The organism is Bacteroidales bacterium MB20-C3-3 (assembly GCA_035609245.1).
GTDB lineage: Bacteria > Bacteroidota > Bacteroidia > Bacteroidales > UBA932 > Bact-08.
In genome coordinates this window covers 1,126,980-1,150,764 of the sequence record CP141202.1, presented here as the reverse complement: position 1 = coordinate 1,150,764, position 23,785 = coordinate 1,126,980, and the positions used below count along the sequence as shown (strand labels likewise).

16 protein-coding genes and 2 tRNA genes are annotated in these 23,785 nt (G+C 41.2%); 11 read left to right on the top strand and 7 right to left on the bottom strand.

What is annotated here, in order from left to right:
- Positions 1 to 130: 130 nt before the first annotated feature.
- The 7 genes from pnp to ftcD all read left to right on the top strand — a co-directional run bounded on the left by pnp (position 131) and on the right by ftcD (position 12,542).
- The gene (pnp, locus tag U5907_05195; GenBank protein ID WRQ34033.1) at positions 131 to 2,341 is read left to right on the top strand and encodes a polyribonucleotide nucleotidyltransferase; all 2,211 of its coding nucleotides are present in this window, start codon (positions 131 to 133) and stop codon (positions 2,339 to 2,341) included.
- 292 nt (positions 2,342 to 2,633) lie between these two features.
- The gene (locus U5907_05190) at positions 2,634 to 5,765 is read left to right on the top strand and encodes a TonB-dependent receptor (GenBank protein ID WRQ34032.1); all 3,132 of its coding nucleotides are present in this window, start codon (positions 2,634 to 2,636) and stop codon (positions 5,763 to 5,765) included.
- Between the two features lie 17 nt (positions 5,766 to 5,782).
- Positions 5,783 to 7,246, top strand: coding sequence for a RagB/SusD family nutrient uptake outer membrane protein (locus U5907_05185; protein ID WRQ34031.1), 1,464 nt, complete (start codon positions 5,783 to 5,785; stop codon positions 7,244 to 7,246).
- 119 nt (positions 7,247 to 7,365) lie between these two features.
- Positions 7,366 to 8,859: a histidine ammonia-lyase gene (gene hutH, locus U5907_05180; protein WRQ34030.1), complete on the top strand. Its 1,494-nt coding sequence runs from the start codon at positions 7,366 to 7,368 to the stop codon at positions 8,857 to 8,859.
- 1 nt (position 8,860) lies between these two features.
- On the top strand, positions 8,861 to 10,138 hold the full coding sequence (gene hutI, locus U5907_05175; GenBank protein ID WRQ34029.1) for an imidazolonepropionase: 1,278 nt from the start codon (positions 8,861 to 8,863) through the stop codon (positions 10,136 to 10,138).
- A gap of 23 nt (positions 10,139 to 10,161) precedes the next feature.
- Entirely contained in the window at positions 10,162 to 10,806 is a 645-nt protein-coding gene (locus U5907_05170; protein WRQ34028.1) for an MBL fold metallo-hydrolase, read from the top strand.
- Between the two features lie 32 nt (positions 10,807 to 10,838).
- A complete protein-coding gene (gene ftcD / locus U5907_05165) occupies positions 10,839 to 12,542 on the top strand; it encodes a glutamate formimidoyltransferase (protein ID WRQ34027.1) in 1,704 nt (567 codons plus the stop codon).
- Between the two features lie 312 nt (positions 12,543 to 12,854).
- On the opposite strand, the gene nifJ is transcribed toward ftcD, so the two are convergent.
- Together nifJ and fabD are read right to left on the bottom strand one after the other, a co-directional pair.
- Complete coding sequence (nifJ, locus tag U5907_05160) at positions 12,855 to 16,388, bottom strand: pyruvate:ferredoxin (flavodoxin) oxidoreductase (GenBank protein WRQ34026.1); 3,534 nt, start codon at positions 16,386 to 16,388, stop codon at positions 12,855 to 12,857.
- 326 nt (positions 16,389 to 16,714) lie between these two features.
- Positions 16,715 to 17,590 carry an ACP S-malonyltransferase gene (gene fabD / locus U5907_05155; protein WRQ34025.1) on the bottom strand — a complete coding sequence of 292 codons (876 nt, stop codon included), beginning with the start codon at positions 17,588 to 17,590 and terminating at the stop codon, positions 16,715 to 16,717.
- Positions 17,591 to 17,671: 81 nt separating this feature from the next.
- On the opposite strand from fabD, the gene U5907_05150 reads away from it, so the two are divergent.
- Positions 17,672 to 17,745, top strand: a tRNA-Arg gene (locus U5907_05150).
- Here the strand turns inward: U5907_05150 and U5907_05145 are convergent.
- Together U5907_05145 and U5907_05140 are read right to left on the bottom strand one after the other, a co-directional pair.
- On the bottom strand, positions 17,743 to 18,447 hold the full coding sequence (locus U5907_05145) for a NigD-like C-terminal domain-containing protein (GenBank protein WRQ34024.1): 705 nt from the start codon (positions 18,445 to 18,447) through the stop codon (positions 17,743 to 17,745). The genes U5907_05150 and U5907_05145 overlap by 3 nt on opposite strands.
- A gap of 130 nt (positions 18,448 to 18,577) precedes the next feature.
- The gene (locus tag U5907_05140) at positions 18,578 to 20,359 is read right to left on the bottom strand and encodes an oxaloacetate decarboxylase (GenBank protein ID WRQ34023.1); all 1,782 of its coding nucleotides are present in this window, start codon (positions 20,357 to 20,359) and stop codon (positions 18,578 to 18,580) included.
- Between the two features lie 191 nt (positions 20,360 to 20,550).
- Between U5907_05140 and U5907_05135 the strand changes: the two genes are divergently transcribed.
- Positions 20,551 to 20,626: transfer RNA gene (locus U5907_05135), tRNA-His, on the top strand.
- Positions 20,627 to 20,705: 79 nt separating this feature from the next.
- Here the strand turns inward: U5907_05135 and U5907_05130 are convergent.
- Positions 20,706 to 21,392: a GDSL-type esterase/lipase family protein gene (locus tag U5907_05130; protein ID WRQ34022.1), complete on the bottom strand. Its 687-nt coding sequence runs from the start codon at positions 21,390 to 21,392 to the stop codon at positions 20,706 to 20,708.
- Between the two features lie 89 nt (positions 21,393 to 21,481).
- On the opposite strand from U5907_05130, the gene U5907_05125 reads away from it, so the two are divergent.
- Positions 21,482 to 22,162, top strand: coding sequence for a DUF6146 family protein (locus U5907_05125; protein ID WRQ34021.1), 681 nt, complete (start codon positions 21,482 to 21,484; stop codon positions 22,160 to 22,162).
- 12 nt (positions 22,163 to 22,174) lie between these two features.
- Here the strand turns inward: U5907_05125 and U5907_05120 are convergent, their stop codons facing one another.
- Both U5907_05120 and U5907_05115 read right to left on the bottom strand, forming a co-directional pair.
- Positions 22,175 to 22,699 (bottom strand): chromate transporter, encoded by a 525-nt coding sequence (locus U5907_05120; protein ID WRQ34020.1) that lies wholly within the window; start codon positions 22,697 to 22,699, stop codon positions 22,175 to 22,177.
- Positions 22,696 to 23,235, bottom strand: coding sequence for a chromate transporter (locus U5907_05115; protein WRQ34019.1), 540 nt, complete (start codon positions 23,233 to 23,235; stop codon positions 22,696 to 22,698). Before U5907_05115 ends, U5907_05120 begins: the two co-directional genes overlap by 4 nt.
- Before the next feature lie 336 nt (positions 23,236 to 23,571).
- Between U5907_05115 and U5907_05110 the strand changes: the two genes are divergently transcribed.
- On the top strand, positions 23,572 to 23,769 hold the full coding sequence (locus U5907_05110) for a hypothetical protein (protein WRQ34018.1): 198 nt from the start codon (positions 23,572 to 23,574) through the stop codon (positions 23,767 to 23,769).
- Positions 23,770 to 23,785 lie beyond the last annotated feature (16 nt).

Sequence of the window (23,785 nt, the reverse complement as noted above, 5' to 3'; positions counted from 1 at the left end):
TAATCTGATTACATTTGTGGTGGAAAAAATTTATGCTTGTTGTCTCCTTAAGCAACCCGGGGCAACAAGCGTAGCTGTACATAAGTAATAATGGACCCTCACAGGGAGGGCCGGGCTGCAGAGAATTTATATGAATATTATTAAGAAAACCATCAAGTTGAGTGATGGAAGGGAGATTGAAATTGAAACCGGTAAACTGGCCAAACAGGCAGACGGTTCAGTTGTAGTAAAAATGGGTAAGACAATGTTGCTTGCAACTGTCACTTGCGCAAAAGAGGCAAAAGAGGATGTTGACTTCATGCCTTTGTCTGTCGAGTACAAAGAGAAGTACGCATCTGCAGGGAGATACCCCGGAGGATTTTTAAAGAGAGAGGGTCGTCCTAACGACTCTGAAATATTAGTGTCCAGGCTTATTGACCGCGCACTGAGACCTCTTTTCCCTGACGATTTTCACGCAGAGGTATTTGTAACAGTAAATCTTATATCGGCAGAAAAAGAGATTATGCCGGACGCACTTGCAGGACTTGCAGCATCGGCAGCGCTTGCTGTAAGTGATATTCCGTTTAACGGGCCTATCTCAGAGGTGAGAGTTGCCCGTATTGATGGTAAATTTGTGGTTAACCCCTCCTTTACTGAACTTAAAACCGCAGATATCGATATAATGGTTGCTGCAACTATTGACAACATTATGATGGTTGAGGGTGAGATGAAGGAGGTAGCAGAGGCGGATATGCTTGAGGCTATCAAATTTGCTCACGAAGAGATAAAGATACAGTGTCAGGCTCAGATGGAGCTGATGAAAGAGGCAGGAAAAGAGCAGAAGAGAGCTTACTGTCATGAAACACAGGATGAGGAGCTACGCAAATCAGTTTGGGATTTCTGCTATGATAAGTGCTATAAAATAGCTACCACACCAAGTGCAAAGCAGGAGAGAACTGATGCTTTTGAGGCTCTTAAAGCCGAATTTATTGCAACTCTATCTGAAGAGGATGCTGCAGCTAAAAAAGGTATGATAACCAGATATTACCACGATGTTGAAAAGGAGGCCATGAGAAAGATGATTCTCAATGAGGGTGTAAGGCTTGATGGTAGAGGGACTAAAGATATCAGACCTATATGGTGTGAAGTTGACTACCTTCCTGCAACACACGGATCCGCTGTATTTACAAGGGGAGAGACTCAGTCTCTTACCACTGTTACTCTGGGTACCAGGCTGGATATGAAGGCTGTAGACGAGGTTCTTGTTGAGGGTTCTGAGCAGTTTGTTCTTCACTATAACTTCCCTCCGTTCTCTACAGGTGATGCAAAACCATACAGAGGTACCGGCAGGAGAGAGATAGGTCATGGTAACCTTGCACTTAGAGCTTTGAAGTATGTTGTTCCGGTAGGCGATGAAAATCCATATGCAGTAAGGGTTGTTTCAGACATCCTTGAATCAAACGGATCCTCTTCAATGGCTACTGTTTGTGCAGGTACCCTTGCACTTATGGATGCCGGTATAAAGATTAAAAAACCGGTATCAGGTATTGCAATGGGTCTGATATCAGATTCTAAGAGCGGAAAGTTTGCTGTTCTTTCAGATATACTTGGTGACGAAGATCATCTAGGAGATATGGACTTTAAAGTTACCGGAACTAAGGATGGTATTACTGCCACTCAGATGGATATCAAGGTTGACGGGCTCTCTTACGAAATTCTTGAGCAGGCACTTGAGCAGGCGCGCCAGGGTCGTCTCCATATAATGGGGGAGATGATGAAGACTCTAAGCGAGCCAAGAGAGGATCTGAAGCCTCATGTTCCTAGAATTGTACAGATTGTAATTCCGGGTGACTTTATAGGTGCTGTAATAGGTACAGGAGGAAAGGTTATCCAGGATATCCAGAAGACCACTGGAACTACAATTACAATAACAGAGAAGGATGGAACAGGTGTGGTTGACATCTTTGGTGACGATCAGCAGAGCATGGAAAAGGCTCTTAACTGGATTAAGGATATCACAACTGTCCCTGAAGCCGGACAGGTTTACACAGGAAAGGTTGTATCAATTCTGGAGTTTGGAGCATTTGTGCAGATTCTTCCTGGTAAGGAGGGACTTCTTCACATATCTGAACTGGACTGGAAGAAGGTAGACAAAGTTGAGGATGTTCTTAATATAGGTGATACCGTAGAGGTAAAACTTTTGGAGATGGACCCAAAGAACGGAAAGATGAGATTGTCACGCAAAGTCTTAATCGAAAAACCTGAAGGATATGTTGAGCCTGAGCGCAAACCACGTCCGGAGGGTGGCAGGCCACAGCGTCCGCAGGGCAGATCAGGAGATAAGAGTTCGTTTAGAAGATAGTGCTTTATTATACTTTATTAAGAGAGTCGTATAGTTACATACGGCTCTTTTTTTTGGTCAAAAACTGAATATAATGAAAGGAAAAGCAGACACAAATATAATATATGATAGAAAATAGATATAAAATGGTTGCAAATTGTAATTGAAAATCTATTTTTTGCTTAATTTGCCTTGAAGAAATCTCTGTAATAACAATATTTAATGGGCAAGAGGTAAAAAATTACAATTTTTTGCTTTTGGTTTGTTTTTTTTATATTTTTGAACGAAAACCTTAATTCAAATTACTTAATCTATGAAGAAATCGATCTTGATTGTCTTGTCGATATTACTGGTTAATATCGGTTGGGCCCAGACGAGAGTCACCGGAACGGTGACCTCTTCCGATGACGGTTCTCCGGTTCCTTATGCGACCATCCTTATTAAGGGTGTTAGAGGTGCCGGTGCCAACACTGATCTGGATGGCAAGTACACCCTCACAAATGTACCTGCCGATGCAGTGCTTGTTTTTAGTTATATTGGTTATCGCACTCAAGAGGTCCCTGTAGGGGGCAGAAATGTTATTGATGTGATACTGGCTCCTGATGCACTTGCTCTGGACGAGGTGATGGTTGTTGCCTATGGTACCGCTACCAAAGGAACATTTACCGGTGCTGCAAGCGTTGTAAAGAGCGAAGCTATAAGAGATGTTCCAACACTATCTTTTGAAAACGCAATGAATGGAAAAGTTGCCGGTATGCAGATTACCACTACATCCGGTCAGGCAGGTTCTACCTCTTCTATTCGCGTAAGGGGGGTAGGGTCAATGAATGCATCAAATGAGCCTCTTTATGTTGTTGACGGAGTCCCTGTTGTTTCAGGTAATGTTACCCAGATGGGGATTTACACCTCAAACAATGTAATGAGTACAATTAATCCTTCTGACATTGAATCAATCACAGTTTTGAAGGATGCTGCTGCATCTGCTCTTTACGGATCAAGGGCTGCGAATGGTGTTATAATGATTACAACCAAGAGAGGAAAGCTTGGTAAAACCAGCGTTAACTTTAAAGCTTCTGTAGGTATTACTCCTAGCTTTGCAACCGACAACTTTGAAGTAGCCACTCCTGAGCAGCAAGTTGAAGCATACTATGAGAACTTCTGGAATGCAGATGTATACTACAGGGGAAAAACCAACGATGTTGCAAGCGCCAATGCTCTTAAACAGCTAAACAACAGATTTAATAAGCATGGTTACATTTTTACTGCTCCCGATAACACTGTTAACTCTCTTACAATTTCAGGTGACAGAGCAGGTAAATTCTACAACTGGGATGAGGTACTTTTCCGTACATCAGTCTACCAATCATATGACCTCTCTGTAAGTGGCGCTACTGATGCCTCTAACTACTACACCTCTCTCTCTTATACAAAAGACCTTGGAAGAAGTGTTATAAACGACTTTAATCGTATTACCGGCCGTGTGAATCTTACTCAGAAAGTGGGTAAATCAATTGAGTTTACAACCAATATAAATATTGCAAGAAGCAATAAGACCGGCTTTAATGATACAAGAGCTACAGGTAGCAACTACTTTATGCAGTCAAGAAACCTGTTGTGGCCTTTATACTGGCCAACAGACTATAAAACCGGTGCCGACTGGACTGCAAGGTATGGTAGCTACGCTTATAACCCAATTTATTACAATAATGAGTGGGAGAACAATTCAAGAACTCTCCGTATATCTGCAAACGAAAGTGTAACTGTTAAAATACTTCCTGAGTTAATTCTTAAGTCAATTTTCTCATATGATAATACTCAGACACTTGATCATTTATATTTCAGCAAGCTGCACTTCTCCGGTTCATCTGTTGGAGGCTCTGTAGCAGAAATGTCAACCAATATGAACAAATGGGTGTCATCTACAACTCTTAATTTTAATAAGGAGTTTGCAAAGAGACACAATGTAGGTGTTCTTGTCGGATGGGAAGTTGAAGAGAATAAATCTGAATATGTAAGAGCAACAGGAACAAATCTTCCATCAGGAGCTTTACATACTGTTGCAACTGCGGGTAAACTTGATGCAAGCGCTTACTATTGGGGAAATACAATGGTATCTATGCTTTCAAGAGCGGAGTACAACTATGATAATAAATATTACTTCTCAGCTTCATACAGAAGAGATGGTTCTTCAAGATTGAGCCCAAGCGCGCGCTGGGGTAATTTCTGGTCAGTAGCCGGATCCTGGAGAATAGACAAAGAGAAATTTATGCAGGGTGTTGATCTTATCAGCAGTCTAAGACTAAGAGGCTCTTATGGCGTAAATGGTACTCTTCCATCTTCAAATTACGGATGGCGTTCGCTTGCTACTTATGGCGACAAATATATGGAGCAACCTGGTAGTGCTGTAAGCACAATTGCAGATGCTAACTTGTCATGGGAAACAAGCTACACTTCAAACTTAGCTCTGGAATTTGGCCTGTTCGATCAAAGACTCTCCGGCTCGGTTGAGGTATTTAACAGAGATTCAAAAAACCTTCTTCAGGATGTTCCAATTTCAAGGGTAACCGGTTTTGGTTCAACTCTTAAGAATGTTGGTGAGATCAATAATAAGGGTATAGAAATTGAGTTAAACGGAGATATTGTAAAGACTGAGAGCCTTAACTGGAGTGCAGGTCTGACAGCCTCTTACATTAAATCAACTGTTACCAAGCTTTACGGAGGTCAGAATATAATATGGTATGACCCAACAGGTGGTGACTCAAGGGCTAAGTTTATATACCAGGAGGGTAAATCAACTCTGGCACTTTATGGCCGCGAGTGGGCAGGTGTTGAGGACGAGACAGGTAAAAACCTTTGGTTCCTCAATAACGATCAGACACCTGACCTTATGGTAGACGGAAGACCGGCAACATACAACTACACTAAGGCATCTGAGAAAATCATTGGTGACGTGCATCCAAAGCTATTTGGAGGTCTTAATACAAGCATTGAGTGGAAAGGTATTTCACTTTCACTGAACTTTACATACAAAATTGGAGGTTACACTTATGACGCAGTTGGACGTGATGTTACAGATGATGGTTACTACTGGGAGAGAATTATTTCAAAAGATCAGTATGACAACAGATGGACTCCTGAAAACAAAACTGCAAAATATCCTATGCGTATAGCAATTGACCTGGAGGATGTTAACCAGAGAAGTACCAGACATATGCATAAAGCAGACTACCTGAGACTTAAAGGCATGACCCTGGCATATAATCTTCCTAAGAACATTGTAAGCAAGATTAAACTGGCAAATGCAAGAGTATATTTCAACGGTACTAACCTCTTCACAATGGCTGCATACGATGTATACGATCCTGAAGTTAACGAATATGGTACAAGAGGCTGGGAGATTCCACTCGGCAAGACTTATACATTCGGTATTGATTTTACATTCTAATATAAAAAGTTGCAACAATGAAAAAAATAAATATTTCAATAATTTTGATGAGCATTGTTCTGCTTTCGTCTTGTAATGGTTTTCTGGATGTAAAGCCTAGCAACTCTGCTGCATCTGAGACCTCTATAACCAACGTAAGCGATGCAGGCGTTGCAATAAATGGTCTGATGAGTAAATTGGCTACTGCCGACTACTATGGCCGTAACTTTATAATGTACGGAGACGCTAAGGGTGGTGATTTCGCAATTCGCTCCCAGGGAAGAGGCCTGGATGCTCTTTATACATTTAACCACTCTGCTACATCTAATGCGTATAATGGATACTGGAACCAGATTTATCACAATATTCTCCAGGCTAACAACATTATACTAAATATCAATAAACTTGAGGCAGATGGTAAAGGAAACGCATCTCTTAATTCTTACAAGGGGCAAGCACTGACAGCCAGAGCTCTTATGTATTTTGACCTTGTCAGATTATATGGCAAGCCATATAATATGGATAAGGCATCTTTTGGAGTTCCGCTTATTCTTGAGCCGCTTGATGCATCTGCTCAACCAACAAGAAACTCTGTTGAAGAGGTGTATACTCAGATACTGAAGGACCTTAAGGATGCAGAACCGCTTCTTTTAAAGACTATTTCCAAAGGCTATATGAACTATTATTCAAATCTGGCAATACAGAGCAGGGTTTATCTGCATATGGACAGATTTGATGATGCTTTAACAGTAGCCGAGACAATTATCAATGATAAGAAGTACACTCTTTATACAAATGAGAAATGGGTGGCATCCTGGTCACTTGAAAATGGTTCAGAGTCAATCTTTGAACTTGCTATGTATGTATCAGAGGGTGACCTTCGCACAGGTTCTCTGGGCTATTATCTTTTGAGAAACGGTAAGATTACCGGTGCTATGGGTTGGTTTATGGCAAGTGACTATTATCTTGCAAGACTTGGAGAAGACTCTGCAGATGTCAGATGGGGAATCATGGACTATGATGAGTCATCTAATACCAGATTTGGTTCTTGTCTAAAATATGCCGGTGTTGATCTCAAAGGTGATAAAGGATCCACATCTTCAGTAAATATTAAGGTAATTCGTCTTTCTGAAATTTATCTTACTGCAGCAGAAGCTGCTTTCAGAAAATCTGCCCCTGATAAGGCTAAGGCTGCTACTTATCTGAATGCTATCAGAAAAAGATCACCAAACCTTGCACCTGCAACTGCATCAGACATTACTCTTGACATGATTATAAATGAGAGAAGTAAAGAGCTTTTTGCTGAAGGTCAGAGGTATTTTGATATGCTTCGTTTGAACAGGACTATTGAATTCAATGATGACTTCATCTCTCCTGCAGTTCAGATAAGCCACAGAACAAAAACAATTAACAGGACTTTCTATAAGACAATTCTGCCTATTGCACAGTCAGAAATGGACGCAAATCCTGCTATAGTGTCCCAACAAAATCCAGGTTATTAATTAGGTTAAGCTCCCGAGGAGGCTACCCCCAAAGGGTGGCCTCTTTTTTTTAGGAGTCATAGCTGTTTTATTCTATATTTGTAGAAAAATAACCAAAATTATAATAAAATATAAGCCATATGGACTCTTTTCATTTAAGCCTGAAACATCATAAGCTCATTGAAATATTTGAATTATCTCAGGGAAAACAGAAAATTGAACTTTCTGAGGAGTTAATTAAAAGAATTACTGATTGCAGAGATTATCTGGACAGGCGAATGAAGAGTCAGAGGGAGCCTATTTATGGAATAACAACAGGTTTTGGGTCCTTATGTAATGTCACTATTGATGCAAGTGAGCTATCTCAGTTGCAGAAAAATCTTGTTATGTCTCATGCATGTGGAGTGGGAGAAGAGGTACCTGTAGAAATTGTAAAACTAATGCTGCTTCTAAAGATAAAATCTCTCTCGTATGGCTATTCAGGAGTTAGAGTTGAGACAGTTATGAGACTGGCAGATATGTTTAATGAGGGTGTTATTCCCGTAGTGTATCAGCAAGGTTCTCTTGGAGCCTCCGGCGATCTGGCACCACTTGCAAATATGTGTCTGCCGCTGCTCGGATTGGGAGAGGTGTGGTATAAAGGGGAGAAAAGAGATGCATCTGATGTGAATGCAATTTATGATTGGCAGCCACTTGAACTGGCCTCTAAGGAGGGGCTAGCATTACTTAACGGGACACAGTTTATGCTCGCCTACAGCATTTGGAATTATATAAAAGCTCAAAGGTTGTCAGAGATGGCTGATATGATTGCGGCACTCTCTCTTGATGCCTTTGACGGAAGAATTGAGCCATTTACCCATGGTGTCCACGCGATCAGACCTCATCAAGGGCAGATAGAAACAGCATCCAATATGAGAGAGCTTCTAAAAGGGAGTGAAATAGCTGCAAGAGATAAGGTTCATGTGCAGGATCCCTATTCATTCAGATGTGTACCTCAGGTGCACGGAGCAACAAAGGATGCGTTGCGATATATAGAAAATGCATTTGAAACGGAGCTTAACAGTGCTACGGATAACCCAACAATACTCCCTGATGAAGATTTGATTGTCTCGGCCGGGAATTTCCACGGACAACCTCTTGCTTTGCCTTTGGATATGCTTAGTATTGCCATGGCCGAGATTGGAAGTATCTCCGAGAGAAGAACATATCAGTTGATTTCCGGAAAGAGGGATTTGCCATCTTTTTTAGTTGCACATCCGGGTCTGAATTCTGGATTTATGATTCCGCAATATGCCCAGGCCTCTGTTGTGAGCCAGAACAAACAGCTGGCTACTCCTGCCTGTATTGATACTATTGACTCTTCTCAGGGTCAGGAGGATCATGTAAGTATGGGTGCAAATGCCGCAACAAAATGCTACAGAGTAGTTGAAAATATTGAAAAGATTCTTGCTGTTGAGTTAATGAATGCTGCTCAGGCTTTAGAATTCCGCAGGCCTTTAAAATCCTCTCCAATTCTTGAGGATTTGATGGGTGAATACAGGAAAGTTGTTCCATTTATTGAGGAGGATGAGGTGATGTATACCCATATAAAGAATTCTGTTAATTTTATCAGAGAATTCAATTATAAAAAATAGGATGAAAAGACTTTTTACCAATATCGGAAAACTTGTGCAAGTAGAACAGGGGGAGCCTCTCCTGAAGAGGTCGGGTAAAGAGATGTCCTCTCTTAGTGTTATAGATGACGCTTATATGGCTGTTGACGGAGAGCTCATAAGTGATTTTGGTTCAATGGATACACTTAAGATTTTAGCCGAGAATGGAATAGAGTACTGGCAGGAAAATCAGGCGGATGAGATTGTGGATCTTAAAGGGGCAACTGTTTTGCCGGGATTTTGTGATTCACATACTCATTTGGTCTATTCAGGAAGCAGGGAGAGGGAGTTTATTGATAAGATAAAAGGGTTGTCATATAAAGAGATTGCTGCGAGGGGTGGTGGAATTCTGAATTCTGCCGCATTACTTGGTAAGACATCAGAAGAGGAGCTCTTAAGGCAAACACTGGTCAGAGCAAAGGAGATTATTAACCACGGAACAACTGCGGTAGAGATAAAGAGTGGATATGGACTCAATCCGGAAGATGAGATAAAGATGCTCAGGGTTGCAAGGCGGATTGGTCTGGAGACTCCTCTAACCGTTAAAACTACTTTTCTTGGGGCCCATGCTGTGCCGGAAAGATTTGCCGTTAGGAGGGAAGAGTATGTTAATGAAATTATAAATGAGATGATACCGGTAATTGCATCAGAAGAGTTGGCTGACTTTATTGATGTCTTTACCGAGGATGGATTTTTTACGGTTGAGGAGACAGACAGGATACTGAATGCAGGAATGAAATATGGTTTAAGGGCAAAAGTTCACGCAAATCAGATGAGCTTTTCCGGAGGTGTCCAGATAGGTGTTAAGTATAACGCAATATCAGTAGATCACCTTGAGTTTACAGGAGACGATGAGTTTAAACTTCTTAGCAATAGTGAAACAATGGCTACACTTCTCCCGGGATCAACTTTTTTCCTGGAGATGGATTATGCTCCGGCAAGAAAGATGATTGACAGTGGTATGGCTGTTGCACTTGCTACAAACTATAACCCGGGTTCATCACCATATGGGGATATGCGTTTTATGATGGCTCTCGCTGCCCTGAAATATAAAATGACTACAGAGGAGATAATTAATGCAGTCACAATTAATGGAGCCTGTGCAATGGATTTAAGTGAAAATCACGGATCTATAACAAGAGGAAAAAGGGCAGACTTCATTGTTGCGAAAGATATTCCCTCTCTTGACTTCTTACCTTATACATTTACCTCTCCTCTGGTTGAACAGATTTGGATAGGTGGTGTTAAGATATCAGTTTAGTAATAATAAAAATTTAAAAAGCTATGACAAGATTCTCAACTCCGCTTGGCGAAATTGCCATACTGCATCTGGGACACGCCTCACTCCTTATTCAATGGGAGGGAAGAAATATATTCGTCGATCCATACAGCGAGGTGGCAGACTACTCTCTGCAACCAAAGGCAGATTTAATACTTTTAACGCACCATCATTACGATCATCTGGACAATAAAGCCCTTGTTCATATAGATTCAGAAAGAACAGTTTATGTAACAAGTGAAGAGGCTGCAAAAAGCATTCATGGTGCAAACGCACTTAAACAGGGAGAATCCTTTAATTATGAGGGTATAGGAATAAGGGCAGTATATGCATACAATATAGAGAACAGAAATGATAACGGGCTTCCGTTTCATCCAAGGGGTGAGGGAAATGGATATATACTCGATTTTGCAGGGTATAAGCTTTATATAGCAGGGGATACTGAAATTATTCCTGAAATGGGGGAGTTGGGAAGGATTGATCTTGCTTTTCTTCCAAAAAACCTTCCTTACACAATGAGTGATGATATGTTTATAAAGGCAGTTGAGCTGATAAGGCCTGCAAAAGTATTCCCTTATCACTTTTTTGAGATGGACAAGGATGCTCTTAAGGCAAGAATGCCTGATGGTGTAGAGATGATTACTCAGTAGAAATTAATATAAAGTAGAAAAATTATAAAGTAATGCTTCAGAAACTAATAGAGTGCGTACCTAATTTTAGCGAAGGTCGCAATATGCAGGTGATTAAACAGATCACTGACGAGATTGAAAAGGTTGAGGGTGTTAAACTCCTGAATGTTGACCCGGGTGCAGCAACAAACAGGACAGTGGTAACATTTGTAGGCTCTCCTGAGTCTGTATCAGAGGCTGCTTTCAGGGCAATCAGAAAGGCAGGTGAGGTTATTGATATGCGTAACCATCATGGAGAGCATCCAAGAATGGGGGCTACAGATGTTTGCCCATTTATTCCAATAGCCGGAGTTACAATGGAAGAGACGGCAGAGTACGCCAGAGCTCTCGCAAAGAGAGTGGGTGAGGAGCTGGGAATACCTGTATACTGTTACGAGAGCGCAGCTTTTAAACCTGAGAGAAGGAATCTTGCAAATTGCAGAGCAGGAGAGTATGAGGGTCTGGCAAAAAGAGTAGGCTCATCAGAGTGGAGACCCGATTTTGGCCCTGCTGAATTTAGTGAAAGAGTGGCAGTTACTGGAGCAACTGCAGTTGGCGCAAGGGATTTTCTTGTTGCTATAAACTACAATCTTAACACAACATCAACAAGAAGAGCAAATGCTATTGCATTTGATGTGAGAGAGAAGGGAAGGAAAATGAGAGAAGGAAATCCAATAACCGGCAAGGTGGTTAAAGACGAGAATGGGAAGGATGTCTGGATTCCCGGCACACTAAAAGGTTGTAAGGCTATAGGCTGGTTTATTGAAGAGTATGGAATTGCACAGGTATCCATGAATGTTACCAATATTACCCAGACACCTGTACATATTGCATTTGATGAGGTTGTTGAAAAGGCCGCTGTAAGAGGAATCAGGGTTACCGGAAGTGAGATTGTTGGTCTGATTCCTAAGAAGGTACTTATTGATGCCGGTAAACACTATCTGGCAAAGCAGCAGAGATCTGCAGGTGTATCGGAAGAGGAGATTATTAAGATAGCTGTTAAATCAATGGGCCTCGATGATCTTAAACCATTTGATCCCAGGGAGAAGGTTATTGAGTATTTGCTGGAAGAGGGATCTGCAGCTAAACTGATAGACCTTACAGCAAAGGGATTTGCAAATCTGACTGCAAGCGAGTCTCCTGCTCCGGGAGGAGGATCTGTATCGGCCTATATGGGAGCCCTTGGAGCAGCATTAGGAACTATGGTGGCAAACCTCTCATCTCACAAAGCGGGATGGGACCACAGATGGGATGAGTTCTCAAAATGGGCTGAGAAGGGTCAGTCAATTATGAACGAGATGCTTTTTCTGGTTGATGAGGATACAAACTCATTTAATAAAATCATGGAGGCGTTTGGCCTTCCAAAAGATAGTGATACCGAGAAGGCTGCCAGAAGTGCCGCTATCCAGGCTGCAACTCAGTATGCAACAGAGATTCCTCTGAGAACCATGAAGGTTGCTTACTCTGGATTTGATCTGATTGAGGAGATGGTTAAAGAGGGTAACCCAAATTCCGTTTCAGACGCCGGAGTTGGTGCTTTGGCAATCAGGTCTGCCATTTACGGAGCCTATATGAATGTAAGAATAAACTCTGTAGACCTGAAAGATCGTACCGTTGCAGACAAACTGGTTGCAGAGGCACAAGAGATTTACGACATGACCGCCGGCCGCGAAAAACGAATCATTGATGCTGTGCTGGCCACACTCTCTGCAAAGTAAAACTTTCGCATAAATATTATCAAAGGTGCTCCCAAAAGGGGCACTTTTTTTTGAATTAAACCTCCCGTCAGAAGTCCTGTTAATACAAAGTTGAGCTTTTTTAGTTTTTTTTCGCAGGTTTTTTCGGAGAAAAGGCCGAGGATGTTTGACGACCGGGAGGGAGGAGTTCCGCAGGCCCCGAAAAAATCAAGAAAAAAAGCGTTAAGAAAAAGCGAATTGTATTAACAGGACTTCTGACGGGAGGAATGGACATAAAATAACAGGTGCCCCTTTTGGGAACACCTGTGTTTAGTTAGTATGGAAATTTTACTTCTAGAAGTGTTCAGCCATCCTCTTGTAAGAGTTGTAACGCTTCTTGGCATACTCTTCAGTAAGCTTGAACAGAGTCTCAGCCTCCTCAGGGAATGTTGCTCTAAGTGAAGTGTAGCGAACCTCTCCGTTAAGGAACTCCTGGAATTTAGTCCAGTCAGGCTCCTTGCTATCAAGTGTAAATGGATTTTTGCCCTCTTCCTCAAGCATAGGGTTGAAACGGTAAAGCTGCCAGTATCCGCAGTCAACAGCCATCTTCTCCTCGCGCTGTGATGCACCCATCCCGTTCTTCAGACCGTGGCTGATACATGGTGCATAAGCGATGATTAGTGATGGTCCGTTGTAAGCCTCGGCCTCTTTAAGGACATTCATTAGCTGGTTGTGGCTGGCACCCATTGCTACCTGAGCAACATATACATAACCGTAACTCATAGCCATCATGCCGAGGTCTTTCTTGCGAATCTTCTTCCCTGAAGTTGCGAATTTTGCAACTGCTCCCACAGGTGTGGATTTTGAAGATTGACCACCGGTATTTGAGTAAACCTCAGTATCAAGAACCAATACATTAACATTCTCTCCGGAGGCAAGTACATGGTCAAGTCCACCATATCCAATATCGTAAGCCCATCCATCTCCTCCAAAGATCCACTGAGATCTTGTAATGAAGTAATCTTTAAGTATTGTGAGCTCTTTGCAAATAGCACATCCACATTCGCTAATCATAGGGATAAGCTTGTCAGCTATCTCTCTTGTAGCAGCGGCATCGTCGCGTTTTGTAATCCACTCGCCAAACAGTACTTTCATCTCTGCAGAGCAATCTTTGCACTCAAGTCCATCAGCCATAAGTTTTGCAACTCTGTCGCGTACTCTCTCAGAGCCCAGACGCATACCCATTCCATACTCGGCGTTATCTTCAAACAGTGAGTTAGCCCATGAAGGACCATGTCCGGAACTATTGGTTGTGTATGGCGAAGCAGGGAATGAACCACCAAAGATTGATGAGCATCCTGTTGCATTTGCAATCATCATTCTGTCTCCGTAAAGTTGAGTGATAGCCTTGATGTAAGGGGTCTCACCACAACCTGCACATGCACCGGAGAACTCGAACAGTGGTTGAGCAAACTGCAGATTCTTAACATTCTGAGTTTTTGACTGGATTGTGTCTTTGTAACCAACAACTCCGTGCATATAATCAAAGTTGTGCTGCTCGTGCTCCTGAGTCTCAAATGGCTTCATTATAAGAGCCTTGCTCTTGGCAGGGCAGACATCGGCACAGTTGCCGCAACCGGTACAGTCATAAGGGGTAACCTGAATAGTAAAGCTGTACTCTTTGAAAGGACCATTGCCTTTTACCTTTTTAACACCTGCCGGAGCGTGGCTCTGCTCCTCCTCGCTCATAAGGAATGGGCGGATTGCAGCGTGAGGGCAAACATAGGCACACTGGTTACACTGAATACAGTTTTCAGGCTGCCATTCAGGAACATGGGTTGCAATTCCCCTCTTTTCGTATGCCGCTGTTCCTGCCGGGATAGTTCCATCCTCAAGGTGCAGGAATGCACTTACAGGAAGATCGTTGCCGCCTTGTGCGTTTACAACATCAGCAACATTTCTTACCCAATCCGGTGCAAGTCTGTCAAAACTTGATGGGCGGAATTTGGTTGTAAGGTTTTTCCATTCTGTAGGAATTTCAACTTTAACATACTCAGCTCCTCTGTCGATTGCTGCATAGTTCATTTGAAGAATTTTATCTCCTTTTCTTCCATATGACTTTTCTGCAGCGTGTTTCATCTCGGCAACAGCCTGTTCAAATGGAATAATGTCTGCTATTTTGAAGAATGCACTTTGGAGAATAGTATTGGTTCTGTTGCCCAGTCCAATATCTTCAGCAATTTGGGTAGCATTTATAATATAGAGATTCAGCTGTTTTTTAGCAATAGTTGCTTTTATGTGATCAGGAAGCTTTTCAACAGTCTCCTCTACTGACCAAAGGGTATTCAGAAGGAATGTTCCTCCTTTTTTTATACCTCTCAATACATCATATTTATTCAGATAAGATGTTACATGGCAGGCTACAAAGTCAGGAGTAGAAACCAGGTAAGGAGAGTTTATAGGGGTATCTCCAAAACGAAGGTGTGAGCAAGTATATCCTCCTGATTTTTTTGAGTCGTAGTCAAAATATGCCTGAACATATTTAGGTGTAGTCTCTCCAATAATTTTAATTGTGTTCTTGTTTGCCCCGACTGTTCCGTCTGATCCCAAACCGTAGAATTTACACTCTTTTACACCTTTTTTAGATACGCTTATCTCCTCTTTTAAAGGGAGTGACTTAAAGCTTACATCGTCAACAATACCAATTGTAAAGCCGTTCTTAGGCTCTTTCATGTTGAGATTTTCAAAAACTGAAAGTATTTGTGCAGGACTGGTGTCTTTAGACGAAAGGCCATATCTTCCACCAACGATAAGAGGCATTTTGCCACCCTTTTCTGCTATGGCAGATTTGATATCAACATATAATGGTTCGCCAACTGCACCCGGCTCTTTTGTCCTGTCTAAAACAGCTATTCTTTTTACACTCTTTGGAAGAACACGGAAGAAATATTTTGCAGAGAATGGTCTGTAAAGTCTTACTGTAAGAACACCTACTTTCTCACCCTTCTCCATCTGCATATCAACAACCTCTCTGATTGTTTCGCAAACAGAGCCCATTGCTATAATAATATTTTCTGCCTGAGGATCTCCGTAATAGTCAAATGGCAGATAGTGACGGCCTGTGAGCTCGCTAATCTCTCCCATATACCTTGCTACGATATCAGGAACTGCATCGTAAAAAGGATTGCTGGCCTCTCTTGCCTGGAAAAATACATCAGGATTCTGAGCTGTACCTCTTGTAACAGGTTTAACAGGATTAAGTGCCTTTTGTCTGAATGCCTTAAGAGATTTATCGCTGATCATCTTTTTTACAGCATCCTGGTCAAGATCTTCAATTTTCTGAATCTCATGAGAGGTACGGAAGCCGTCGAAGAAGTGTACAAATGGCACTCTGGATTTAAGAGTTGCGAGGTGTGCAACTGCACCAAGGTCAAGAGCCTCCTGAACACTTGAGGAGGCCAGAAGGGCAAATCCTGTCTGCCTGGCTGCCATTACATCCGAATGGTCTCCAAATATTGAAAGGGCCTGTGCTGCAAGAGTTCTTGCAGAAACATGAAATACTGTTGGGAGTAATTCGCCGGCGATTTTGTACATATTTGGTATCATAAGCAGGAGACCCTGCGAAGCTGTAAAAGTTGTGGCGAGAACACCTGCCTGAAGTGCACCATGCAGTGCTCCGGCTGCACCCCCCTCACTTTGCATCTCAACAACCCTCAACTGCTCTCCAAAGAGGTTCTTTTTTCCGAAAGAAGACCACTCGTCAACATACTCTGCCATTGTTGAAGATGGTGTGATAGGGTATATGGCTGCAAGCTCGCTGAACATGTATGCAACATGTGCAGCTGCGTAATTACCATCGCAGGTAATAAATTTTTTTTCTTTTGCCATAACTGGTTTTTTAGTTATTAGTATTTATGTTTATTAATTTAATTCTCTCTGAGTTGAAAACAAAAATGGCCTGCAAATCCATTCAAGAATGCAGACCCGCTTTACCGGCCTCATAAATGATGAGGTCACTTTTACCACTCACCGGACAGAGTCCGGCTGACAACTCTGTCTCTGTATCCAATTCAAATTTTATCTGGTGTGACATGGGCATACTACATCAACTTCACTCCAAAAATAATCAATTATTTTATAAATAAAAAGTAAAATGACCACTTCCTTTTAAGGAGGTGCCATTTAATTTTCTCAAAGTTTTATAATACTGAATATTATTGATATCCACCGGTAATACTCTCCGGTGCAATCTTTTTAATAAGACCCTGAAGAACGCTCCCCGGCCCCAGCTCAACAAACTCTCTGGCTCCATCTTCCCACATCTTTTCTACACTTTGTCTCCACTTAACCGGAGCTGTAAGCTGTTTGATAAGGTTTGCCTTAATTTCTGCCGGATTTGTGTGAGGCAATGCATCGGTATTCTGGTAAATGGGACAGAGAGGCATGCTGAATGTAGTGTTTTCAATAGCTGCCGCCAGCTCTTCCCTTGCAGGTTCCATAAGAGGGGAGTGAAAAGCTCCTCCTACCTGCAGCACCAGGGCTCTTTTGGCTCCTGCCTCTTTTAATTTTTCACAACTCCATCTTACAGATTCAATCTCGCCTGAAATTACAAGCTGTCCTGTGCAGTTATAATTTGCCGGAACAACAGTGCCGGGTGCTTCAGCACAGATTTTTTCAACTGTACTGTCATCTGTCCCTATTACCGCAGCCATTGTTGACGGGGCTATTTCACAGGCCTTCTGCATTGCCATTGCCCTGGCAGAAACCAGTTTAAGGCCGTCTTCAAAACTCATAGCTCCTGCAGCCACAAGTGCAGAGAACTCACCGAGAGAGTGTCCTGCAACCATTTGAGGATTGAAGTTATCGATGCATTTAGATAAAATAACCGAATGGATGAATATGGCGGGTTGTGTGACCTTAGTCTCTTTAAGCTGCTCATCGGAGCCGCTGAACATGATATCAGTAATTCTAAAACCAAGAATTGCGTTAGCTCTTTCAAACAACTCCCTTGCAACAGGATTGTTGTCGTAAAGATCTTTTCCCATTCCACTAAATTGTGCTCCCTGACCGGGAAATACAAAAGCTTTCATATATTGCTCTATATATAAATGAACCGCAAAGATACATTTTTCAGAGAATTTTAAAATATGTATCTTTGCGGTCCGTTTAACGGCCTAGTAGTTCAGTTGAATAGAACGTCAGATTCCGGTTCTGAAGGTCGGGGGTTTGAATCCCTCCTAGGTCACTTTTTGTAAGTAAAAGTCTTACTTTGATTTCCGAAATCGTATCCATCCCATTGGATATGTATGTTAGCGCTCTCTCCTGCTCCTATGTCCTGTAGTAAATCTTCAATGTCAAAAGAGACTCTTCCAAATGCCCTGAAATGGTTTGCGTCATTTTTAGCATTATGCTTCATTGTGAAGTATAAGTCTTTGTCTGTACTCCTTACATCATCATATATTACATTTATCATATGTCTGATGCTTGGATTATTCATGTAAAATTCAAAATTCACATTTAAATATTTTGATCCTATCCAGGCATCTCTGACATTAATATAGTCATAACCTATACTGTCTCTCTTCTCTTTTGTATCTATCTGTGAAGCTTCAAGATAGTCTTTGGTCAGGATGTCATACAAATAGTTCAGTATTACCCTGCTCTCTGTTACAGGTGCAAATGTTTGTGCTCCATCCGGAAGCGGATTAAGAGGGGTGTAATCTACCAATACTCTCTGACCATCTGTTACGGCAAATTCAGGTATTTTATTAACATCAATTATCAGAGTAAGTCCATTGTCAAGTTTGATTTTAAAATCCGGTTTATTCCCTACGATTACACCATAATCAAGATAAAACTTTCCTGCATCTGCTGAATCTTTTGTACATGATACGAGTGCAATTCCTGCGAAGAGCACAACAATAAAATTCATTAATCTCCTTTTCATATTCCTGTTATTTAAATTATCGGATTGTATTGATAAGATGCAGTTACTCTTCATCCCGTTGCATTGCAAGTTAAACAAAAAACGAGGAGAAGCTTTCGCCCTCCTCGTTTTGAATTACTTGTAAGAATTATTACTCAACAAAAGCAATAATCTCTCCTTTGGCTATTGTCTCTCCGTGTTTTGCACAGATGGCTACAATTTTTCCGCTGAATGAAGGTTTTACAACCTCCATACCATAGAAAGCCTGAACAAAGCACATCGGCTTATTCGCCTCAACCGGCTCGCCAATATTTGGAGCAGAAGATTTGTCCATCAGGTCGTATTGCCAGATAATCTGACCTTTTACAGGTGATTGTATTGGTTTTGCGTTTGGATATTTTTCAATAATCTTTTCAATATCAATTTTAGGCATCTCCACAACAGGACGGGTAACCACTATAGGTGCGCCTGCTTTTGCTTTGGCAGCCTCTAGCTCTTGATTGAAACGCTGTTTTGCCACGCCGCTCTTGTAGTCTCTGTACTGTCTTTCGTGCATAGCAAACTCAAACAACTCTTCATCATCCTCTCCAAGCTCCCAGTTGTTTTCAACCATTTCCTTACGGAACTTATCAAGCTCATTAGGGAATGCATCCTGTGGATTACCTGTATAGAACTCCATGCCCTTATCTTTAGCAATCTGTACAATTTCAGGAGCCAACTCACCAGGGAGTTTGCCGGTTTTGCCAAGTATCATATTCCAGGTATCCTTGTCAATAGTTGTCCACCTTGGTTCTCCCTTGAGAATGTGCATAAGGTTCATTAATGCAGTATTTTTAACATACTGGCTGAATGGTGTAACCAAAGGAGGGTAACCCAGCTTAGGCCATACATACTCAACCTCCTGGAATAGCATAACTACAAGTTCGTTGAGCTGGAGCTCTTTCTTGCCCTGATTTCTCAAAGATGAATTTATTGCTCCGTGGAATCCTTTAAGGTCTGCCATCATAGATCCCATCATACCACCAGGAAGGCCGCAACCTACCAGCAGAGATGTCATAACTTTATTACCCGGATCAATGAAGTATCCAAGATAGTCATCTATATAGCTTTGGGTAAGTCTTCTTGCCTCCATGTATGCATCCATGTTAATATCCTTAACAAGGAATCCTGCATCTTTAAGCATTGCCTGAATAGTAATAACATCAGGGTGAACCATACCCCATGATAGCGGCTCCATAGCTACATCCAGATAATCTGCACCTGCGCGGGCAACCTCCAGCATTGATGCAACAGAGAAGCCCGGGCCTGTATGACCGTGATATTCTACGACTATATGTGGATATTTATCTTTAATAGCTTTTGTAAGTCTTCCCAGAAAAGCAGGCCTTCCAACACCAGCCATATCCTTAAGACATATCTCATCGGCACCAAATTCAACAACTTTGTCAACAAGTCCCATGTAGTATTCTACAGTGTGAACGGGTGACGAGGTTATACTAAGTGCGATTTGTGAAATCATCCCCCCTTTCTTAGCATATTTTGCAGATAACTCAAGGTTTCTTGGATCATTCAGACCGCAAAATGAGCGAGAGATATTTGTTCCCTGTTTCGCTTTAACTTTGTACATCAGCTCTCTGACATCTGCAGGAACCGGGTTCATTCTCAAAGCATTCAGCCCTCTTTCAAGCATATGGGTTTGGATACCGACTTTGTTGAACGGAGCAGTCCATTCGCGGACAGCCTTGTTTGGATTCTCCCCGAACAGTAGATTAACCTGCTCAAAAGCACCACCATTGGTCTCCACCCTATCAAAGCATCCCATATCAATGATTACAGGTGCGATCTCTGTTAGTTGGTGAACCATAGGGACATACTTCCCTGATGATTGCCACATATCTCTGTAAACCAGAGAAAATTTAATTTCACGAGCCATAATTTCAATATATTTTATTCAATTCTTGTCAAGAGCTTTTCGGCGGCAAAAGTAGGAAAAAAAGCGATAATAACACCTATTAAATTGTAACTATTTGCTTACGATTTTCAATAAGCGCTCTATTTTAAATATTTCTTGTTTGCAATTAAGAAAAATTGTCTATTTTTGCATCCCGATTCAATCGGAAAAATGGTGGTCGTAGCTCAGCTGGTTAGAGCGCTAGTTTGTGGCACTAGAGGTCGTCGGTTCGAACCCGATCTTCCACCCAAAGCCCGGTACTAATGTGCCGGGCTTCTTTATTTCCAATTCACACTTGTTATGATAACAGAGATGAGACAGAATTGGTTTACTCCTCCAGGTGTTTTTTTATTGCTTCTGCCCACCTTAAATATCCGGCTCCCATTAAATGGAGTCCGTCATTTGTAAAGTCCGGATTAAGAAGGTCTGTTCCGGGAGTGGTGAGGCAGTTGTAGATATCTATGAAAGTTATGCTTTCATCGGAGCATAATATTTCAAGCCCCTTGTTTATCTCTTTGACAACATCACCTCTTTCAGTAGCTTTGAGGAACATGTTAAAAGCCGGGTTTACAGGCATTACACTCTGTATATAAAGTTTAGTATCAGGGGATGCTTCTTTTATTTTTAAAGAGATTTTCCTTATAGCATTAACTATTGAATCTGCGGTTAAATTGTGTGAAACATCATTAATACCTATTAGCAGAAATATTTTTAATGGTTTGCCTTTCAGAATAGGGTTGAGCCTGTCATAAACACCCTGAGCTATATCACCGCTAATACCGCGGTTTTTAATATTGGGATTGTTAAAAATTTCGTGCCACTCGCCAAAGTGGGTTATACTGTTACCCAGGAAAATAATATCATTACTGTCAACAGAGAGCTCTTCAAAAAGGGATGCTCTTTGATAGTAAAGTGTGCTGTACTTATTATTCTGAGCGAATGAGCTGATGTTTGTGATTGTTGCAGAAAGAGATATTAAAACAATGGAAATTGATGATTTTATAATATTATTCATGTTATTTAGAGTATATTGTTGATTGCACAAATTTAGCTATTACTGCACGATTTTTGTAAATTTATCAGCTAATAAAAATATGAATGGCCATGAAAAAACTAATGTTTATTATTGCAACTGTCATGATCGCTCTCTCCTGCTCAGCAGGTAAGAACTTAGTGAAAAATACGGAGGGGAAAAAGGCTGATTTAAAAGAGGTGGCAGGGGTATACAGAGGTGTTGTTCCATGTGCAGATTGTGAAGGTATAAAAACTGAGATTGTGCTTGACGAGACGGGGAGGTATAACCTGTCAAGGAGTTATCTAGGCAGAAAAGGTGCGAGATTCCACGATAATGGTATTTTCAGCTATGATAAATCATCAGGAAAGTTAATGCTGACTGATAGAAAAGGAGATCCGGAGGGGAAGTATCTGCTTGAGGGAGACTCTCTTTTTATGTTAGATTACGATGGAAATAAAATTGAGGGAGAGCTGGCGGATATGTATATTCTGGAGAGGGCCCCTGAATACGAATTAATAGTTTTTGACCAGGGATTTGAGTATTGGCTAAGGTCAAATCATGTTTCAGAGGATTACTACAGTAATGACTATTTGCAGTCAGCAAATACTAGATATGTGCAGGAGTGGAACAGCAGATATCTAAGAGGAGACAGAAGATTCGAAAGCTATGTTGATTATGATCCCTCAACAAGATACAATAAGGATTTTAACTACAAACTCTTTATGTATTTCAGGTATTTTGAAGAGACTAACAGGATAAAGCTTCTGTAAATCTTTATGAGATTAGTAAATAATTAGTCCGGCCGCAGCACCAAGAAGTATAAGCAGAATTGGACTTTTTTTACCCCATTGTACGGCCGCAAATGCAGCTGCAAACAGTATCCAGCTTTTCCAGTCAATAAAATTATCGGGTGTGACCAATGTTATTGCTGCAGACGCGATTAGTCCCGGGATTACCGGTCTTATTCCGGTCAATGCAGCATTAAACCATCTGTTTTTTTTGAATTGTTTGTATAGTAGTGCTATAAGCAGTATAATAATAAATGATGGCAGGCATACTGCAAATGTTGCCACCAGAGATCCCCAAAAATCCCCTGTAACAGTATAACCTATATATGTGGCGCTATTTATTCCAATGGGGCCGGGTGTCATTTGCGAAACAGCTATTATATCTGTAAATGAAGCGGCATCTATCCACCCCCTTGTTACAACAACCTCATTCTGAATAAGGGATATCATTGCATACCCACCTCCAAATGTAAAGAGGCCTATCTTGAAAAAAGTTATAAATAGTTGCAGGTAAATCATCTTTTTGCTCTATAGTAAAAGTAAAAAATACCCAGTAATGCACCTGCCAGAATTATCCATACAGGCGATATGTTCAGAAATACTATAAGGAGAACAGATGCTACAGGAATAAATGAAGTATAAATATTCAGTTTGAGACCCTTTGCTATTGAGATCACAGGTACCGCAATCAAGGCAACCACAACAGGTCTTATTCCCTTAAACATCTTCTCAACAGTCTCGTTCTCTTTGAACCCGGCAAAAAAAGCGGCTATTGCCAGAATAATCAGAAAAGAGGGGAGGGCAATACCTGTTGCCGCAACTATACTCCCTTTTACGCCTTTCAGCTTCTGACCAATGAAAATTGAGATATTCATTGCCAGTATGCCGGGGGCCGATTGCGAAATTGCCAGCATATCGAGGAACTCCTCCCTCTCCAGCCACCCCTTATTATCTACCACCTCCCGCTGAATGAGCGGAATCATTACATAACCTCCGCCAATGGTGAAGGCCCCGATTTTGGAAAAAGTGGTAAATAATTGCAGATAGGTATTCATTAATGTAATGCTTTGATTAAGTTAAAATTAACTTAAAATTAAGTTTAAATTAAGGTTCTGCTATAAAAATACAACTATATTTGAAGAAGTTGTAAATAAGCTAATTGTAGGAATAGTCTTGCCAACTAAAAAACCGCTTTGCAATTATCTTATTTTACCTACAAGCCTGACAAAGCTAGTGCATATAAATATTAAAACTACAAAACGGCATGCAAATGTACATATTTCCCGAGAACTTTAATTAGATTATCGTTTAGTAGGGTAGATCCGATTAAGAAATTCTTGATTGGTTGTGTGGAAAAAATATAAGAATTTCTATTAATTATACAGATAATCATGAAAAAATTTCTGTTTGGTGCAATTTGTGCAGGTGCAATGTTTTATTCTACTTCCTATCAAGCCAATGCAACTCCTCCAGCTTATGATATTTTTGTTCTGAGTTGTGGTAGTGTTATAGTAGATTTCCAGTTTGAACCTACTGAAGGTGAAATGTTATTCTATTATGACCTTCTTGAAAAAATGCTCTGTAGCTAATTAATTCTATGCCTTC

Bases quoted from the DNA above. Each gene is read 5' to 3' on its own strand.
- U5907_05140 (WRQ34023.1), bottom strand. From the start codon at position 20,359: ATGGCTCGTGAAATTAAATTTTCTCTGGTTTACAGAGATATGTGGCAA.
- U5907_05145 (WRQ34024.1), bottom strand. From the start codon at position 18,447: ATGAAAAGGAGATTAATGAATTTTATTGTTGTGCTCTTCGCAGGAATT.
- pnp (WRQ34033.1), top strand. From the start codon at position 131: ATGAATATTATTAAGAAAACCATCAAGTTGAGTGATGGAAGGGAGATT.
- U5907_05120 (WRQ34020.1), bottom strand. From the start codon at position 22,699: ATGATTTACCTGCAACTATTTATAACTTTTTTCAAGATAGGCCTCTTT.
- nifJ (WRQ34026.1), bottom strand. From the start codon at position 16,388: ATGGCAAAAGAAAAAAAATTTATTACCTGCGATGGTAATTACGCAGCT.
- U5907_05185 (WRQ34031.1), top strand. From the start codon at position 5,783: ATGAAAAAAATAAATATTTCAATAATTTTGATGAGCATTGTTCTGCTT.
- hutI (WRQ34029.1), top strand. From the start codon at position 8,861: ATGAAAAGACTTTTTACCAATATCGGAAAACTTGTGCAAGTAGAACAG.
- ftcD (WRQ34027.1), top strand. From the start codon at position 10,839: ATGCTTCAGAAACTAATAGAGTGCGTACCTAATTTTAGCGAAGGTCGC.
- U5907_05125 (WRQ34021.1), top strand. From the start codon at position 21,482: ATGAAAAAACTAATGTTTATTATTGCAACTGTCATGATCGCTCTCTCC.
- U5907_05130 (WRQ34022.1), bottom strand. From the start codon at position 21,392: ATGAATAATATTATAAAATCATCAATTTCCATTGTTTTAATATCTCTT.
- U5907_05190 (WRQ34032.1), top strand. From the start codon at position 2,634: ATGAAGAAATCGATCTTGATTGTCTTGTCGATATTACTGGTTAATATC.
- U5907_05110 (WRQ34018.1), top strand. From the start codon at position 23,572: ATGAAAAAATTTCTGTTTGGTGCAATTTGTGCAGGTGCAATGTTTTAT.
- fabD (WRQ34025.1), bottom strand. From the start codon at position 17,590: ATGAAAGCTTTTGTATTTCCCGGTCAGGGAGCACAATTTAGTGGAATG.
- hutH (WRQ34030.1), top strand. From the start codon at position 7,366: ATGGACTCTTTTCATTTAAGCCTGAAACATCATAAGCTCATTGAAATA.
- U5907_05170 (WRQ34028.1), top strand. From the start codon at position 10,162: ATGACAAGATTCTCAACTCCGCTTGGCGAAATTGCCATACTGCATCTG.
- U5907_05115 (WRQ34019.1), bottom strand. From the start codon at position 23,235: ATGAATACCTATCTGCAATTATTTACCACTTTTTCCAAAATCGGGGCC.